Raw genomic sequence first — 13,936 nt, forward strand, 5'->3', positions numbered from 1 at the left:
GTCATACGGTGTCCTCGATTTCGTCGATGTCCTCAAGACGCCGGGCGGAAGCGGCGGGTCCGGCGGATCCGGCGGATCCAGTGCGTCCGGCAGGGTCGGCGGGTCCGGAGGAGTGGTTCGTGGGCAGCAGCGCGGTCACTTCCCAGCCGCCGTCGGGTGTGGCCCCGGTCGCCAGTTCGCCGCCCAGCATCGCGGTGCGTTCGCGCATACCGAGCAGGCCATGGCCGGCTCCCGGCGAGGAGGACGGGGACGGGGAGGGGGACGGGGACGGGGAGGCGGAAGCGGAGGAGGACGGTGAGGCGGAGGAGGCGGAAGCAGAGGGTGCGGAGGGTGAAGGCGGAGCGGTCGGGTCCGGGGCGGTGTTCGTGACCCGGACCGTGACCCCTGTCGGGTGATAGCCGGTCTCCACCCGTACCTCCGCCCCCGGCGCGTGCCGCATCACATTGCTGAGCGCCTCCTGCACGATACGGAACGCCGACAGCCCGACGCCCGGCGGCAGCGGACGCGGTTCCCCGACCGTACGCGTGGTGATAGCGACCCCGGCGGCGCGCACATTGCCGACGAGTTCGTCCAGCCGGTCGAGACTGGGCTGCGGAGCGTGCCGCGCGCCCTCGGCGAGGGCGTCCTCGGAGCGCAGTACGCCGAGCACCCGGCGCAGTTCGGTGAGTGCCTCGACCGCGTTCTCCCGGATGCCCGCGAGATTCTCCCGCAGCTCCTCGGACGGGTTCTCGGCCAGATGCGGGGCGGCCTGGGCCTGGATGGAGATCACCGACATATGGTGGGCGACCACATCGTGCAGCTCGCGCGCGATCCGGTTGCGCTCCTCCAGGAGGGTGCGCCTGGCCCGTTCCTCGGCGGTGATCTCCTCCTGTACGACCAGTTCCGTACGGGCCACCTGACGGCCGCGCAGCGCGGCCCCGAGCACGACCGCGATCACCAGGATCGCGCCCACGGAGCCGACACCGCTCTGGAGCCCCGACGCGAGCGCGCCGCCGAGCATGACCGCCAGAACACTGATCACCAGCACCTCGGCGGCGATCCGGGGGCGGACCCGCAGCGCGACCAGGAACACCGCCAGGACCTGGACGGCGAATCCGCTGTCGATCCAGGACATCGAGTGGCCGAGAGCGGGCCGCGCGAGCGCCGTGACCACGACCATGGCGAGCGTCGAGGCCCACCACGCCAGTACCGGCAGGAACGGCGCGGTGACCAGCGACGCCGACTGGATCGTGGCGAGCAGGACGGCGACGGGCACACCGATCCGGTAGTCGAAGGCGTACTGATTCGTGTTGAGCAGGAGCAGGAGCGGCGCGAGCACCGCGAGCGGCGACACCAGCGCGGGCCGCCACTCCAGCCAGCGGGACCGGCCCACGCGCGGTGGCGGAACGGTGGCTGTCGTCCAGAGGTCCGCGCGCAGCGTGCCGGCCGTGGCCTGTGCGGTCCGCGCCAGCCGCTCCCGGCCGTACCACTTCTTCCCGCTCTTCGTGTTCTTCGCGTTCTTCGCGTTCTTCGCGGAATTCCCCGCAGGGTTCACCACGGGATTCACCCTAGGCACGCCGCACCTCCGCCTCCGCTTCCGGGGCGGGACGCCCCTCGCTCACGACCCGGCAGGACTGCCTCGGCCGTCCTTGTTCGTACGGCCGCGGCCGTCCCTGCTCGTACGTACGGAACGCCGCCCAGCACACGAGCAGCGCCATCGCGAACAGCGGCAGCCAGCAGATCCGGGCGAGCACCCAGCCGGTCCCGTCCGGCACGGTGTGCAGTCCGGGCAGGACGCCGGCCGCCCACAGTCCGAGGGCGGTGACCGCGATCATCGCGGTCTGGTGCCAGACGAAGACCGTCATCGCGGACAGATTCAGCAGCGCCACCGCCGCCCAGGCTCCCGGCCGTACCAGCCGGCGGCGCAGCGGGCCGAGCAGCAGAAGCGCGGCGCCGCACTGGGCCAGACCGAAGGCTACGGCCGCCAGGGTCGGGGGGTCGAGGTTGGAGATCCCGGCGCCGGGCACACCGACCATCGACGCCGGGTAGCCGGCGAACAGGATCAGCACGGCCGTCGCGGCGCCGCCGCCGACCAGCAGCGCCCATCCCGTGGTCCGCCCCGGTATACCGCGCCGTGCCCAGAGCGCGCCGAGGCAGTACGGCACGAGCCAGCCTGCGCCGACATTGAGCCAGCCCAGCAGGCCCAGCCAGTCCGGGCGGTCGATGCCGCCGATGCCACCGGAGCCGCCAGAGCCGCCCAAGCCACCGGAGCCGCCGGAGCCGCCGGAGCCGGTCAGACCGAACCGGAACAGGTCGACGTACAGCACGACGGCAAGCGGCCACAGCGGGTGCAACCGCGTGACCAGCGGGGTCGCCGCGGTCAGGGCCGCGAAGACCAGCAGAAACCAGAGGGGCGAGAGAATCAGCCGGTAAAGGGTCTGTACGGTCTCGAAGCCGACCCCGGAGGCCAGCATCGCGCCCGCCGCCACCGCCCACACCGCCATCACGGCGGCGACCGGTCTGAACAGCCGCGCCATCCGGGCGCCGAGCCACTCCCCGTATGCCGTACCCCGGGCGCGGGCCGAGGCGTAACTCCTGGCACCCATCTGCCCGCCGACCAGGAAGAAGACGGCAAGGGTCTGGAACACCCAGGATATCGGCGCCAGTTGGGGCATGTAACGGAGCGGGCTGCTGCCGCGTACGGTGCCGCTGTCGGCGACCAGGGCGGTCACCAGCCAGTGTCCGAGCACCACGCCGAGGATGGCGAAGGCACGCAGCGCGTCGACGGCACGGTCACGGTCGGGCGGGGTGGCGGACTCGATCCGCCGGACGACTTCACGCATGACGGCCCGAGACGATCAGGGCGAGGTTCCGCAGTGATACGGACCCGGGCTTGAGGTAGTCGCTGTGCCCTCCCGCCCCCGCGTCGAAGATATGGGCGCCGAACGCCTTCGACACCGGATCGGGCCCGAACCCAAGGGTGGCGAAGGGCAGTTGGAGCCGGGCATGCGGTATGCCGGCGATCCAGTCATGGGCGCCACGGCCCGCCCAGACGGTGGCGGTGGTGTGCAGGTCCCCGACGCTGTCGGCACCGGTGCCGGGGCTGCCGTACAGGACGATGCCGGCCGTCCGCGCCGCCGGGGCGGCCAGCGCGCAGACCACCGAGCCGTAGGAGTGACAGAGCAGCGTGGTCCGGGCCGCGGGCTTGGCCACGCTCAACTCACCCAGAAAATCGCGGAGTCGAGGAGCGGCGTCATGGGCACGTCCTGGGGTCAGGGCCTCGGGGCTCACCGTGCCGGGCGTCTTGTAGCCGAGCCAGGCGATGACCGCGGCCCCGCCGCCCAGCTTCCGTCGCAGCGCGAGGGCTCCGGCGCGGAAGCGCTCGTACCGGTCGAGACCGGTGTCCGAACCGGGCACCAGTACGGCGATCCGCTCGGCGTCCGCCAGATCGCCGAAGACCTCGGCGGTGCGTCCGCCGTCGCGGCCGTCGAAGGAGAGGAAGTGGCGTCCCGCGTCGGCCATGGTGTGCAACGCGGCGGCCCTTCTTCGGTCGCCGTGGCCCGCGGCCATCCGTTCGGCCGCGCGGATGCCGACGCGGTTGGCGGCGTACCGCGCGTCGAGAGCGGCGGCGAGGACGGCGGGTGCCGAGGCCCCCGCCGGCAGCGGGGCGAGCTGGGCCGCGGCCGGAACCGGCGCCGGTACGGCCGCGGGACGGGCGGCGCCGGACACCGGCACCGCCAGTGACGCGGTGACGAGCGCGGCGAGCAGGGCGCGGCGTGAGCGACCGGCGCGAGGGCGACTGCCGAGGGAGCCGCTGCCACGCGGACGACTGCTGCGCGCACGGCTGCTACGCGGACGGGGCGCCATAGGGGGGTCCTTCCGTACCGGATGTTCTTCGTGCTTCCGGTACGGACGGTATGGATCGCGCCCTGTGGTCGGCGTCCCGCCGGGGAGCTCATCTCGCGCCTGGCTCTGAGGTACTACGGGTAGGGGGTGGCACCCGGCGGGCCCGGCAGCGCCCGTGGACCAGGCCCGTCCCGAAGCCGAAGGGGGTCCGGAAGGGGGGTCTGGCAGACCCCCGGCAGAGTCGGACCCCTCTGGCACCCCGTCGGGGGCACTCGGCCGGTGTTGGCTGGAGGGGTACCGCCCGAGGCATCGGATCCGGCCGGCAGGGCTTTGCCGCCGGCCGTCCGAAATACGGCGGAAGCCACCGGTACACCGGAAGCGACCCGATACGACGGGAAGCCCCGGAAGCCACCGGAAGCCACCGCGAGTACTACCCCGGAACACCGCGCAGAGAGGCAGTCCCATGACGGAACCGGCGCTCATCACCACCCCCTTCGACGCCCGGTCCACCGCCGCCGAAGTGGTGGCCGGTATCGATCTCACCGGCCGCCGCGCCGTCGTGACCGGCGCGGCCTCCGGTATCGGTGTCGAGACCGCACGGGCGCTCGTCGGCGCGGGCGCGGAAGTGACCCTGGCCGTACGGAACACCGAGGCCGGTGACAAGGTCGCCGAGGACATCAGGGCGACCACCGGCGGCAAGGAGGTCCATGTCGCGCCGCTCGATCTCGCCGACCAGGGCTCCGTCGAGGCCTTCACCGCCGCGTGGGACGGGCCGCTCCACATCCTCGTCAACAACGCGGGGGTGATGATGTCGCCCGAGACGCGGACGCCGGAGGGCTGGGAGCTCCAGTTCGCCACCAACCATCTGGGCCACTTCGCGCTCGCCACGGGGCTGCACCCCGCGCTGGCGGCGGCCGGCCGGGCCCGTGTCGTGGCGCTCAGCTCGGTGGGGCATCTCGGGAGCGCGGTGGACTTCGACGACATCGACTTCGTCACGCGCCCGTACGACCCGGAGATCGCCTACGACCAGTCCAAGACGGCCAACGCCCTCTTCGCGGTCGAGGCCCACCGCCGCTGGGCCGGCGACGGCATCGCCGTCAACGCGGTGCACCCCGGGGCGATCCTGTCGAACCTGACGCGGCACATGGACCAGGAACAGCTCGCCGGTGCGATCGCCAACGGCGGGTATGTCTTCAAGACGCCCGAGCAGGGTGCGGCGATGTCCGTTCTGGTAGCGACCTCACCGCGGCTCGAAGGCGTGGGGGGCCGGTATTTCGAGGACTGCAACGAGGCCCGCCGCCATGTCCCGGGCGGCCCGCGCGAAGGCGTCGCGGACCACGCGCTCGACCCCGACGCGGCCACCCGTCTGTGGCAGGTGTCCCTCGACAGGGTCGCCGAGTCGAAGCGCCGCCGGTCCGCGTGACGGTGACCGCCACCGCGACGCGACCGTGCCACGACCGCGGATGACCGTGACGTAACAGCCGTTACTGGCCCTTGGGGCGGGCCCGTACATGCATCCGCTCGCCCTGCTGTCCGAACAGGCTGAGGAGTTCGACCGGTTCCGGGCCCGCGGAGGTGAAGGCGTGCGGAGTGCGGGTGTCGAACTCCGCCGCTTCTCCCGCGGCGAGTACGAGATCGTGCTCCCCCAGCAGCAGCCGCAGCCGGCCGGCCAGGACATAGAGCCACTCGTACCCCTCGTGCACCCGCTGCTCCAGGTCCTCGCAGTCTTCCTTGCGACGGGGCAGGACCATCTTGTACGCCTGGAGCCCGCCGAGATGGCGGGTCAGCGGTACGAAGGTCCTGCCGTCCCGGGTGAAGGGACGGTGGTGGATACGCGGGTCACCCGTCGGCGGTGCGTCCACCAGTTCGTCCAGGGGCACGCCGTATGCCTTCGCCAGCGGCAGCAGCAGTTCCAGGGTGGGCTTGCGCCGCCCGGACTCCAGGCGCGACAGGGTGCTGAGGGAGATCCCGGTGGACTCGCTGAGCTGGGCCAGTGTGGTGCCCCGGTCCCGCCGCAGGGCCCGCAGACGCGGGCCCACGGCGGTCAGGACGGTGGAGAGGTCGTCGGTTGCCATTCCTCCATTTGCCGTCTCGGCAACAAGGTTTGTCAAACGCGTCCCCCGGGCGGAGTATCTCCAGCGGACGGAGGCACGTCACTCACGTGCGTCGACGAACACGGCAAAGTGAGGCATGGCAGCGATGACCGACCAGGACCACGACCACGACCACGCGTCCCACGAGAAGGTCGCGTCCCCCGAGGACTTCGCCTCGGACGAGGAGTACTGGGACGATCGTTACGAGCAGAGCCACCGGATCTGGAGCGGGCGGCCCAACACCGTCCTGGTCCGCGAGATCACGGGGCTGAACCCGGGCCGGGCCCTGGACCTGGGGTCCGGCGAGGGGGCCGACGCGGTCTGGCTCGCACGGCAGGGGTGGCGGGTCACCGGCACCGACATCTCCGGCGTCGCCCTCGGCCGCGCGGCCGAACACGCGGAGGCGGAGGGGGTCGCGGACCGGATCGACTGGCAGCGGCACGATCTCGGGGTGTCCTTCCCCGAGGGCCGTTTCGATCTTGTCTCGGCCCATTTCCTGCACTCCTACGGCGACCTGCCCCGCGAGAGGATCCTGCGGACCGCCGCGTCGGCCGTCGCACCCGGCGGGGTGCTTCTGATCGTCGGGCACGGCGGGTTCGCCCCCTGGGAGGAGAACCCGCACCCCGAGGTGCACTTCCCCACGCCCGAGGAGGTCCTCGAATCCCTCGACCTGGCGGACGGGGAATGGGAGGTGCAGATCTGTGAAGAACACGAGCGACAGCAGAACGGGCCCGACGGCCGGCCGGGCATGCGTACGGACAACACCCTCAAGGTCCGACGCCTGAGCGAGGCCGGGGCCTGACCGAGGCAAACGCCTGACCGAGGCCGACACCTGACCGAGGCCCCGGGTGCGCGGGGCGGCCCCGGTACGGTGCCGCCCCCCGGTCGGCGCCCCCCGGTCGGCCCCCGGTGCCGCTCCCCGGTCGGCCCGGCGCGCGCTACTGCGGCCTCGCGCCCACCTGGAAGCTGTTGCCGAACGGATCGGTGATCTCCGCCATCCGCGCGTAGATCGTGTCCGAGGGGGCGCCCGCGGTGCCACCCGCCGCGACGGCCCGCGCTGTCGCGGCATCGGTGTCGGCGACCTCGAAGAGCGTCTTCCAGACCGACGGCTCTCCCCGCTCGACGCCCATGATCCCGCCGATCTCATGTCCGTCCGGCCGGCGCAGGAAGCTGAAGTCGGCGTCCGGGAGATCGTCGTTGCCGTCCAGGGTGTAGTCGAAGACCGCCGGATAGAACGCGCGCGCCGGGCCGGGGTCCGGGGTGGTCAGATCGTTCCGTACGAGGCTGCCCGGCTCGTTCACTATCTCGCAGCCGAGGCGCGCACCTCCCTGCCACAGCGCGAACTCGGCGCCGACCGGGTCCACCACCAGGGCCGTGCGGCCCTGGTCCCCGACATCCTGCGGGCTCTCCACGAGAGTGCCGCCGGCCGCGACGACACGCTTGGCGGTGTCATCGCAGTCGTCGGTGGCGATATACACGCGCCAGTGGCCGGAGCCGCCCTCCCCCGCCGTCGGCTCCGCCAGCGGCCTCAGTCCCGCCACCGGGCGTCCGCGCAGCAGGCACAGCGTGTACCGCCCCGCCTCCGCCACCCCCGCCTCGAACTCCCAGCCGAACAGAGCCCCGTAGAACTCGGCCGCACGCCGCGTGTCGTGAACACCGAGGTCGATCCAGGTCGGGGTGCCTGTCGGCTGGTTGCTGGTCACATAGCTCATGAGGTTCTCCTGCCTCGCCGGGGTCGTCGGGCCCGTCGGCTGTCGGGCCTGTCGGCCCTCTCCGCTCGGCCCGTTCGTCCGGTCCGTTCGTTCGACCCGTCCGACGCTAGGTCGCATACAGGTCAGTGCGTGTCCTATATGCGAGCCCCCTGGATCATGGAACGTCCGAACGGTGTCGTAGGAGGCTCGTAGAATCGGCGGATGAGCGCTCCCGATTCCGACCCCCGTCCCGAGGCGAGTCCGAAGGAGAGTCCTGAGACAAGTTCCGCGACGAGCCCCGAGACGGCTCCGGTGACGGACCCAGCAGCGGACAGCGAGGCGCTGCGCGTGCTCCACCGCGTCTTCGGATACGACTCCTTCCGCGGGAGCCAGCAGGAGATCATCGACCATGTGGTGGCCGGCGGCGACGCCCTCGTCCTCATGCCGACCGGCGGCGGCAAGTCGCTCTGCTACCAGATCCCCGCTCTGGTGCGGAAGGGCGTCGGGGTCGTCGTATCACCGCTCATCGCGCTCATGCAGGACCAGGTCGACGCGCTGAGAGCGCTCGGTGTCAGGGCCGGGTTCCTCAACTCCACCCAGGATCTGGACGAACGGCGCCTGGTGGAGGCGGAGTTCCTCTCCGGTGAGCTGGATCTGCTCTATCTCGCGCCGGAGCGGCTGCGGGTGGAGTCGACCGTACGGCTGCTGGAGCGCGGCACGATCTCCCTGTTCGCCATCGACGAGGCGCACTGTGTCGCCCAGTGGGGCCATGACTTCCGCCCCGATTATCTGGCCTTGTCGGCGCTGCACGAACGCTGGCCCGACGTACCCCGTATCGCGCTCACCGCGACGGCCACCGAGGCCACCCACGGGGAGATCGCCTCCCGCCTCAAGCTCCAGGACGCGCGTCACTTCGTCGCGAGCTTCGACCGGCCCAACATCCAGTACCGCATCGCGCCCAAGAACGACCCGAAGCGGCAGCTCCTCCAGCTCCTGCGCGCCGAGCACGCCGGTGACGCGGGGATCATCTACTGCCTCTCGCGGGCGTCGGTGGAGAAGACCGCCGAGTTCCTGGTGAAGAACGGGATCGAGGCGCTGCCGTACCACGCGGGGCTCGACGCCCGTACGAGGGCCGCGAACCAGGCACGCTTCCTGCGGGAGGACGGGATGGTCATGGTCGCGACCATCGCGTTCGGGATGGGTATCGACAAGCCGGACGTACGCTTCGTCGCCCATCTCGATCTGCCGAAGTCCGTCGAGGGGTACTACCAGGAGACCGGACGTGCCGGCCGTGACGGGCTGCCGTCGACGGCCTGGCTGGCGTACGGACTCCAGGATGTCGTACAGCAGCGGAAGATGATCGACACCTCCGAGGGCGACGACGCGCACCGGCGGCGGCTGGGCGCCCATGTCGACGCGATGCTCGCGCTCTGCGAGACGGTGGAGTGCCGTCGCGTCCAACTGCTCGCGTACTTCAGCGAGAAGAGCGGCGCGTGCGGCAACTGCGACACATGTCTGACACCCGCCGAGTCCTGGGACGGCACGGTCCCGGCGCAGAAGCTGCTCTCGACGGTGGTCAGGCTGAAGCGCGAGCGGAACCAGAAGTTCGGCGCGGGACAGATCACCGACATCCTGCTGGGCAGGAAAACGGCCAAGGTCATCCAGTTCGATCATGACGCGCTGAGCGTGTTCGGTATCGGTACGGAGCTGCGCGAGGCGGAATGGCGCAGCGTGGCACGGCAGTTGCTGGCGCAGGGGCTCATCGCGGTCGAGGGCGACTACGGGACGCTGGTCCTCACGGAGGAGAGCGGCGAGGTGCTGGGCGGGCGGCGTCCCGTCGTACTGCGGCGCGAACCCGAGAAGGCGGCGGCCCGGCCCGCGCGCGCGGAGAAGACGGCCAAGAACCGTGCCGCGCCGGTGGATCTGCCGGAGGAGGCGGTGCCGGTGTTCGAGTCGCTGCGTGCCTGGCGGGCCGCGACGGCGAAGGAGCAGGGCGTGCCCGCGTATGTCGTCTTCCATGACGCGACGCTGCGCGAGATCGCGACGCTGGCTCCGTCGACCCTGGCGGAACTGGGCACGGTGAACGGGGTGGGCGAGAACAAGCTGGCGAAGTACGGGGAACAGATCCTGGAGACGCTCGGTACGGAGTGACGGGAACGCGGTGACAGGGTCGGCGTGAGGGGGTCGGCGTGACGGGGTGATGCGCGCGCGAGGACGGTAATGCGCGCGGGACGGACTCCGGAGGCATCGGCCCACGGTCTCCGAAGGCGTCCGCGCACGGCGAGAATGGACGGCATGCCCCATCGCGACGTTCTCTGGATCGGCGGTCCGCCCGGCGCGGGCAAGACGACCGTCGCCCGGCTGATCGCCCGGCGGCACGGGCTGCGCTGGTACAACGCCGACGCCCACACCTGGGAGCACCGCGACCGCGCCATCGCCGCGGGCCATCCGGAGGCGATCCGGTGGGAGTCGCTGTCGCGCGAGGAACGCTGGTCCGCGCCCGAGGCGGAACTGCTCGCCATGTCCCTGCACCATGAGCGCGGGCGGATGATCCTGGACGATCTCCGCGCGCTGCCCGCCGCCCCGCTGATCATCGCCGAGGGGACCCCCATCACCCCGCCGGTCGTGGGCACGGGCGGCCACGCCGTATGGCTGCTGCCGTCGGCCGAGGTCCAGCGGACCCGGCTGGCCGCACGCGATCTGCCACCGGGCCCGCTCACGCTCTACCGATCGCTGGTGGGGGAGATCGGAGCGCGGGTGAGGGAGTACGGAGCCCCGAAACTCGTCGTCGACGGACACGACAGTGTGGCGGAGACGGTCGCGGCGGTGGAGAAACTCTTCGCCGAGGCCCTCGCCAGGGGCCCGGTGGCGACGACGGCGGCCGAGCGCGGACGGCTGTCGCGGTACGCCAACCGCGCCACGGTCCGGCAGTACGAGGCGTTCTTCGCGCGTCCGTGGTCGCACGGGGACACCAGGACGACCGTCCTCGCCTTCGCGTGTGAATGCGGACAGCCGGGGTGCGAGGCGGACATCGATCTCACCGTCGCCGACTTCCCCCCGCCGCCCGACGACATACGCTCCCCACCACTCCTCGCCCCGGGCCACCACTCCTCCGGCTAGGTCCTGTCCCGGCAACTGGATTCTGTCCGGCGGGCGACGGGCCACGGGCCACGGACGACGGGCGCCGACGTCACGGCCGGCTAGCCGCCCGAGCCGATCTGGAGGTGCCAGCGCCCCGGCGTACCGGTCAGGGTGACCGTCGACAGCGGTCGGACATCCACGTACCAGTACGTACGGGGCGGGGCCTTCAGCGCGTACACCAGCGCCGCCCGCACCACCGCCGGTTCCGCCACCGCGACGATGGCGGCGATGTCCTCGGCGGGGCGGGTGTCCAGCCAGCCCCCTATCCGCGAGATGAAGGCCAGCAGGGGTTCGCCCCCGTGCGGGGCGGCCCGCGGGTCGGCGAGCCACGCGTCGACGGCGGCCGGCTCGCGGGCCGCCACCTCGGACAGGGTGAAGCCGCGCCAGCGGCCCATGTCGCAGTCGCGCAGCGCGGGCTGGGCGAGCGGCGCGAAGCCCAGCGCGTCACCGGTGGCGCGGCTGCGCGGCGTCGGTGAGCAGTAGCGGAGATCGGCGGCGGCCAGCGGGATCAGGGTGTGGGCGGCGAGCTGCATCTCGTACCATCCGACCTGGTCGAGCGGCCGGTCGTCGTCGAAGCGCTCGTCGAACACGTCCGAGCTGCGCGCGGCGGCGACCAACGTGACCCGAACACTCATGGCCGTGATCGTGGAGCCGAATCCTCCGCAGGTCAAGAGTCACCCTCGCGGCGGGCCGGACACCAACCGTCACCAGGCAGGCCCCGGGCGGCCGTGAGGACGGTCCTGAGCGGTCGCCGGGACGGGCCCCGGGCAGTCACGGGGGGAACAGGTCCCTACCCGGCGGGCGGGCGGGGGCCCGGCGCGCCGAGTGCCTCGTCGCAGGCCGTACGCAGTCTCCGTACCCCTTCGGTGATCTCGGCGGGGCCCGCCACCGCGGCGAAGCTCAACCGGAGCTGGGCGGCGGGAGGTTCGGCGCTGAAGTACGGACGGCCCGGCGCGACCGCGACCCCCGCGCGCAGCGCGGCGGAGACGACGGCCTGCTCGTCGGTGCCGTCGGGAAGCCGGAGCCAGAGGTGATAACCGCCGGACGGGATGTGCGGCAGGGCCAGCTCGGGCAGCTCGCCCCGGAGCGCGGCCGTGAGGGTGTCCCTGCGAATCCGCAGCGCCGAGGAGACGGAGCGCAGATGGCGGTTCCAGGCGGCCGAGCCCACCAGTTCCAGCGCGGCTTCCTGGAGCGGGCGCGGTACGAAGAAGGTGTCGACGACATGGATGGCACGCAGCCGCTCCAGGACCGGACCGCGTGCCACGAGCGCGCCGACCCGCAGGCTCGGCGAGGTCGCCTTGGTGAGCGAGCAGACATGGACGACCACACCGTCGGGGTCGTCGGCGGTGAGCGGCCTGGGCAGCGGGCCCGCGTCCTCGTGGACCAGCCGGCGTACGAAGTCGTCCTCGACGACAAAAGCCCCGGCCTCCCGGGCGATCCGCAACACCTCGGGACGGCGGGCCGGGGAGAGCACGGCGCCGGTGGGGTTCTGGAAGAGCGGCTGGCAGACGAAGAGCCGGGAGCCGGTGGCCCGGAAGGCGGCGGCGAGCAGCTCGGGCCGTACGCCGTCCGGGTCCACCGGCACCGGCACCGGCCGCAGCCCGGCGGCGCGTGCGACCGCCAGCATCCCCGGGTAGGTGGGCGACTCCACGAGCACCGGCGCGCCGGGCGGGGCGAGCGCCCGCAGCGCGGTGGTCAGCGCGCTCTGGCCACCCGCCGTGACCAGGACCTCCGCCGCCGTGACCGGGTCCCCGATCCCCCGGGCGAACCACTCGCGCAGTTCGGGCAGCCCGTCGGTGGGCGGCCGGCCCCAGGCACCGGGCCGCCGGCCCGCCCGTGCCAGCGCGGCGGCCATCGCCTGCTCCGGCTGGAGGGAGGGATGCAGATAGCCGCCGTTGAACTCGATGACCCCGGGCGGCGGCGCGGCGAGCGTGACCAGGACTCCGGAGGCGTCGACCGCGCGCGGTACGAGTTCGGTGGCGGCGTCGGCGCTGAGGGCGACCTCCTGCCAGGAGGTGTCACCACGGGGCGGGGCAACGGTCCGCGCGGGCGCGCGGAAGGCCCCGGCGCCGGGACGGGTGACGACGAGTCCTTCGGCGGCGAGCCGGGCGAGGGCGCGGGAGACGGTCACCGGGGAGACACGGTAACGATCGACCAGTGCTCTGCTGGACGGCAGCTTTCCACCAGGTGAGTAGCGGTTCAGCTCCTGCCGCAGGGAATCCGCCAGACCTGTGACACTGCTACGCTCGTGCATGACAGCACAGGATAGCGCTACTCCAGACACTTCGATAGCGGTCGGCGGTGGCACCCTGCTCGCCGCTCTGGGCGTCGTCGCCTTCTCGCTCACCTTTCCGTCCACCGTGTGGGGGCTGGAGAGTTTCGGCCCCTGGTCGCTCGTCGCCCTTCGCGGCGCTCTCGCCGCGCTGATCGCGGGCGGCTTTCTGCTGACACTGCGCGTCCCGGTTCCCGAGCGCCGGCACTGGGGCGGGCTCGCGGTGGTGGGCGGCGGGGTCGTGGTGGGCTTTCCCCTGCTGACGACGCTGGCGCTGGAGACCTCCACCACCTCGCACGCGGCCGTGGTGGTCGGGCTGCTGCCGCTGACCACGGCCGCGCTCGCGGCGGTACGTACGGGCCGGCGCCCGTCCCGTACGTTCTGGCTGGCCGCGCTGGCCGGCGCGGTCGTAGTGATCGCCTTCGCGGTCCAGCAGAGCGGCGGAGCCCTCTCGGCCGGCGATCTGTATCTCTTCGGCGCGCTGCTGGTCTGCGCGGCGGGCTATACGGAGGGCGGCAGGCTGGCCCGGGTGATGCCCGGCTGGCAGGTGATCGGCTGGGCGCTGATCGGATGTCTGCCGCTGTCGGTGGCGGGCGCGGCGGCGGCCCTCGCCGTGGAGCCGGCGCGCTGGACGGCCCATGGGGCGATCGGGCTCGTCTGGGTGGCGGCGGGCTCGACCTTCTTCGGTCTGTATGTCTGGTACCGGGGCATGGCGTCGATCGGTATCGCGAAGGCCAGTCAGCTCCAGCTCGCCCAGCCCGTGCTGACCCTGGTCTGGTCGGTGCTACTGCTCGGTGAGCACCTCACCCCCGCCGCGCCGGTGGCGGCCGTCGCGGTGCTGGTCTGTATCGCGGTCACCCAGCGATCGGACACCTGACCGCGGGCAGGCGGCCGGGCAACGGGATCGGGCACCC

At 72.3% G+C, this 13,936-nt stretch carries 12 protein-coding genes; 5 read left to right on the forward strand and 7 right to left on the reverse strand.

Translation table 11 applies throughout. The annotated features are described in order from the left end of the window. Position 1: 1 nt before the first annotated feature. The 3 genes from ACWGDX_RS05995 to ACWGDX_RS06005 all read right to left on the reverse strand — a co-directional run bounded on the left by ACWGDX_RS05995 (position 2) and on the right by ACWGDX_RS06005 (position 3,846). Positions 2–1,450, reverse strand: coding sequence for a sensor histidine kinase (locus ACWGDX_RS05995; protein WP_453622806.1), 1,449 nt, complete (start codon positions 1,448–1,450; stop codon positions 2–4). A gap of 97 nt (positions 1,451–1,547) precedes the next feature. Beyond that, entirely contained in the window at positions 1,548–2,822 is a 1,275-nt protein-coding gene (locus ACWGDX_RS06000) for an acyltransferase family protein (RefSeq protein ID WP_453622668.1), read from the reverse strand. Beyond that, the gene (locus tag ACWGDX_RS06005) at positions 2,815–3,846 is read right to left on the reverse strand and encodes an alpha/beta hydrolase (protein ID WP_453622670.1); all 1,032 of its coding nucleotides are present in this window, start codon (positions 3,844–3,846) and stop codon (positions 2,815–2,817) included. The genes ACWGDX_RS06000 and ACWGDX_RS06005 overlap by 8 nt, the downstream gene beginning before the upstream one ends. Before the next feature lie 442 nt (positions 3,847–4,288). Here ACWGDX_RS06005 and ACWGDX_RS06010 point away from each other — a divergent pair, with 442 nt between their 5' ends. Next, entirely contained in the window at positions 4,289–5,248 is a 960-nt protein-coding gene (locus tag ACWGDX_RS06010; protein WP_453622672.1) for an SDR family NAD(P)-dependent oxidoreductase, read from the forward strand. A 61-nt stretch (positions 5,249–5,309) separates the two neighbouring features. Here ACWGDX_RS06010 and ACWGDX_RS06015 read toward each other — a convergent pair whose 3' ends face one another. Further along, positions 5,310–5,900, reverse strand: a complete 591-nt coding sequence (locus tag ACWGDX_RS06015; protein WP_453622674.1) for a helix-turn-helix domain-containing protein — start codon at positions 5,898–5,900, stop codon at positions 5,310–5,312. A gap of 115 nt (positions 5,901–6,015) precedes the next feature. Here ACWGDX_RS06015 and ACWGDX_RS06020 point away from each other — a divergent pair, with 115 nt between their 5' ends. Continuing rightward, entirely contained in the window at positions 6,016–6,720 is a 705-nt protein-coding gene (locus tag ACWGDX_RS06020) for a class I SAM-dependent methyltransferase (RefSeq protein ID WP_453622676.1), read from the forward strand. Between the two features lie 136 nt (positions 6,721–6,856). Here ACWGDX_RS06020 and ACWGDX_RS06025 read toward each other — a convergent pair whose 3' ends face one another. Further along, the gene (locus tag ACWGDX_RS06025; RefSeq protein WP_453622678.1) at positions 6,857–7,630 is read right to left on the reverse strand and encodes a VOC family protein; all 774 of its coding nucleotides are present in this window, start codon (positions 7,628–7,630) and stop codon (positions 6,857–6,859) included. A 201-nt stretch (positions 7,631–7,831) separates the two neighbouring features. Between ACWGDX_RS06025 and recQ the strand changes: the two genes are divergently transcribed. Continuing rightward, positions 7,832–9,760 carry a DNA helicase RecQ gene (gene recQ, locus ACWGDX_RS06030; RefSeq protein ID WP_453622680.1) on the forward strand — a complete coding sequence of 643 codons (1,929 nt, stop codon included), beginning with the start codon at positions 7,832–7,834 and terminating at the stop codon, positions 9,758–9,760. 144 nt (positions 9,761–9,904) lie between these two features. Beyond that, positions 9,905–10,729 carry a hypothetical protein gene (locus tag ACWGDX_RS06035; RefSeq protein ID WP_453622682.1) on the forward strand — a complete coding sequence of 275 codons (825 nt, stop codon included), beginning with the start codon at positions 9,905–9,907 and terminating at the stop codon, positions 10,727–10,729. Between the two features lie 80 nt (positions 10,730–10,809). Here ACWGDX_RS06035 and ACWGDX_RS06040 read toward each other — a convergent pair whose 3' ends face one another. Further along, on the reverse strand, positions 10,810–11,385 hold the full coding sequence (locus tag ACWGDX_RS06040) for a histidine phosphatase family protein (protein ID WP_363083499.1): 576 nt from the start codon (positions 11,383–11,385) through the stop codon (positions 10,810–10,812). 155 nt (positions 11,386–11,540) lie between these two features. Further along, entirely contained in the window at positions 11,541–13,004 is a 1,464-nt protein-coding gene (locus ACWGDX_RS06045) for an aminotransferase-like domain-containing protein (RefSeq protein ID WP_453622684.1), read from the reverse strand. On the opposite strand from ACWGDX_RS06045, the gene ACWGDX_RS06050 reads away from it, so the two are divergent. Then, entirely contained in the window at positions 13,003–13,899 is an 897-nt protein-coding gene (locus tag ACWGDX_RS06050) for a DMT family transporter (RefSeq protein WP_453622686.1), read from the forward strand. The two genes, ACWGDX_RS06045 and ACWGDX_RS06050, sit on opposite strands and share 2 nt — an antisense overlap. The last annotated feature ends 37 nt before the right edge of the window (positions 13,900–13,936 follow it).

This window comes from Streptomyces sp. NPDC055025, from assembly GCF_053608565.1.

Excerpts from the sequence above, each read along its gene's own strand:
- ACWGDX_RS06000 (WP_453622668.1), bottom strand. The coding sequence starts at position 2,822 with ATGCGTGAAGTCGTCCGGCGGATCGAGTCCGCCACCCCGCCCGACCGT.
- ACWGDX_RS06005 (WP_453622670.1), bottom strand. The coding sequence starts at position 3,846 with ATGGCGCCCCGTCCGCGTAGCAGCCGTGCGCGCAGCAGTCGTCCGCGT.
- ACWGDX_RS06010 (WP_453622672.1), top strand. The coding sequence starts at position 4,289 with ATGACGGAACCGGCGCTCATCACCACCCCCTTCGACGCCCGGTCCACC.
- ACWGDX_RS06015 (WP_453622674.1), bottom strand. The coding sequence starts at position 5,900 with ATGGCAACCGACGACCTCTCCACCGTCCTGACCGCCGTGGGCCCGCGT.
- ACWGDX_RS06020 (WP_453622676.1), top strand. The coding sequence starts at position 6,016 with ATGGCAGCGATGACCGACCAGGACCACGACCACGACCACGCGTCCCAC.
- ACWGDX_RS06025 (WP_453622678.1), bottom strand. The coding sequence starts at position 7,630 with ATGAGCTATGTGACCAGCAACCAGCCGACAGGCACCCCGACCTGGATC.
- recQ (WP_453622680.1), top strand. The coding sequence starts at position 7,832 with ATGAGCGCTCCCGATTCCGACCCCCGTCCCGAGGCGAGTCCGAAGGAG.
- ACWGDX_RS06035 (WP_453622682.1), top strand. The coding sequence starts at position 9,905 with ATGCCCCATCGCGACGTTCTCTGGATCGGCGGTCCGCCCGGCGCGGGC.
- ACWGDX_RS06040 (WP_363083499.1), bottom strand. The coding sequence starts at position 11,385 with ATGAGTGTTCGGGTCACGTTGGTCGCCGCCGCGCGCAGCTCGGACGTG.
- ACWGDX_RS06050 (WP_453622686.1), top strand. The coding sequence starts at position 13,003 with ATGACAGCACAGGATAGCGCTACTCCAGACACTTCGATAGCGGTCGGC.
- ACWGDX_RS06045 (WP_453622684.1), bottom strand. The coding sequence starts at position 13,004 with ATGCACGAGCGTAGCAGTGTCACAGGTCTGGCGGATTCCCTGCGGCAG.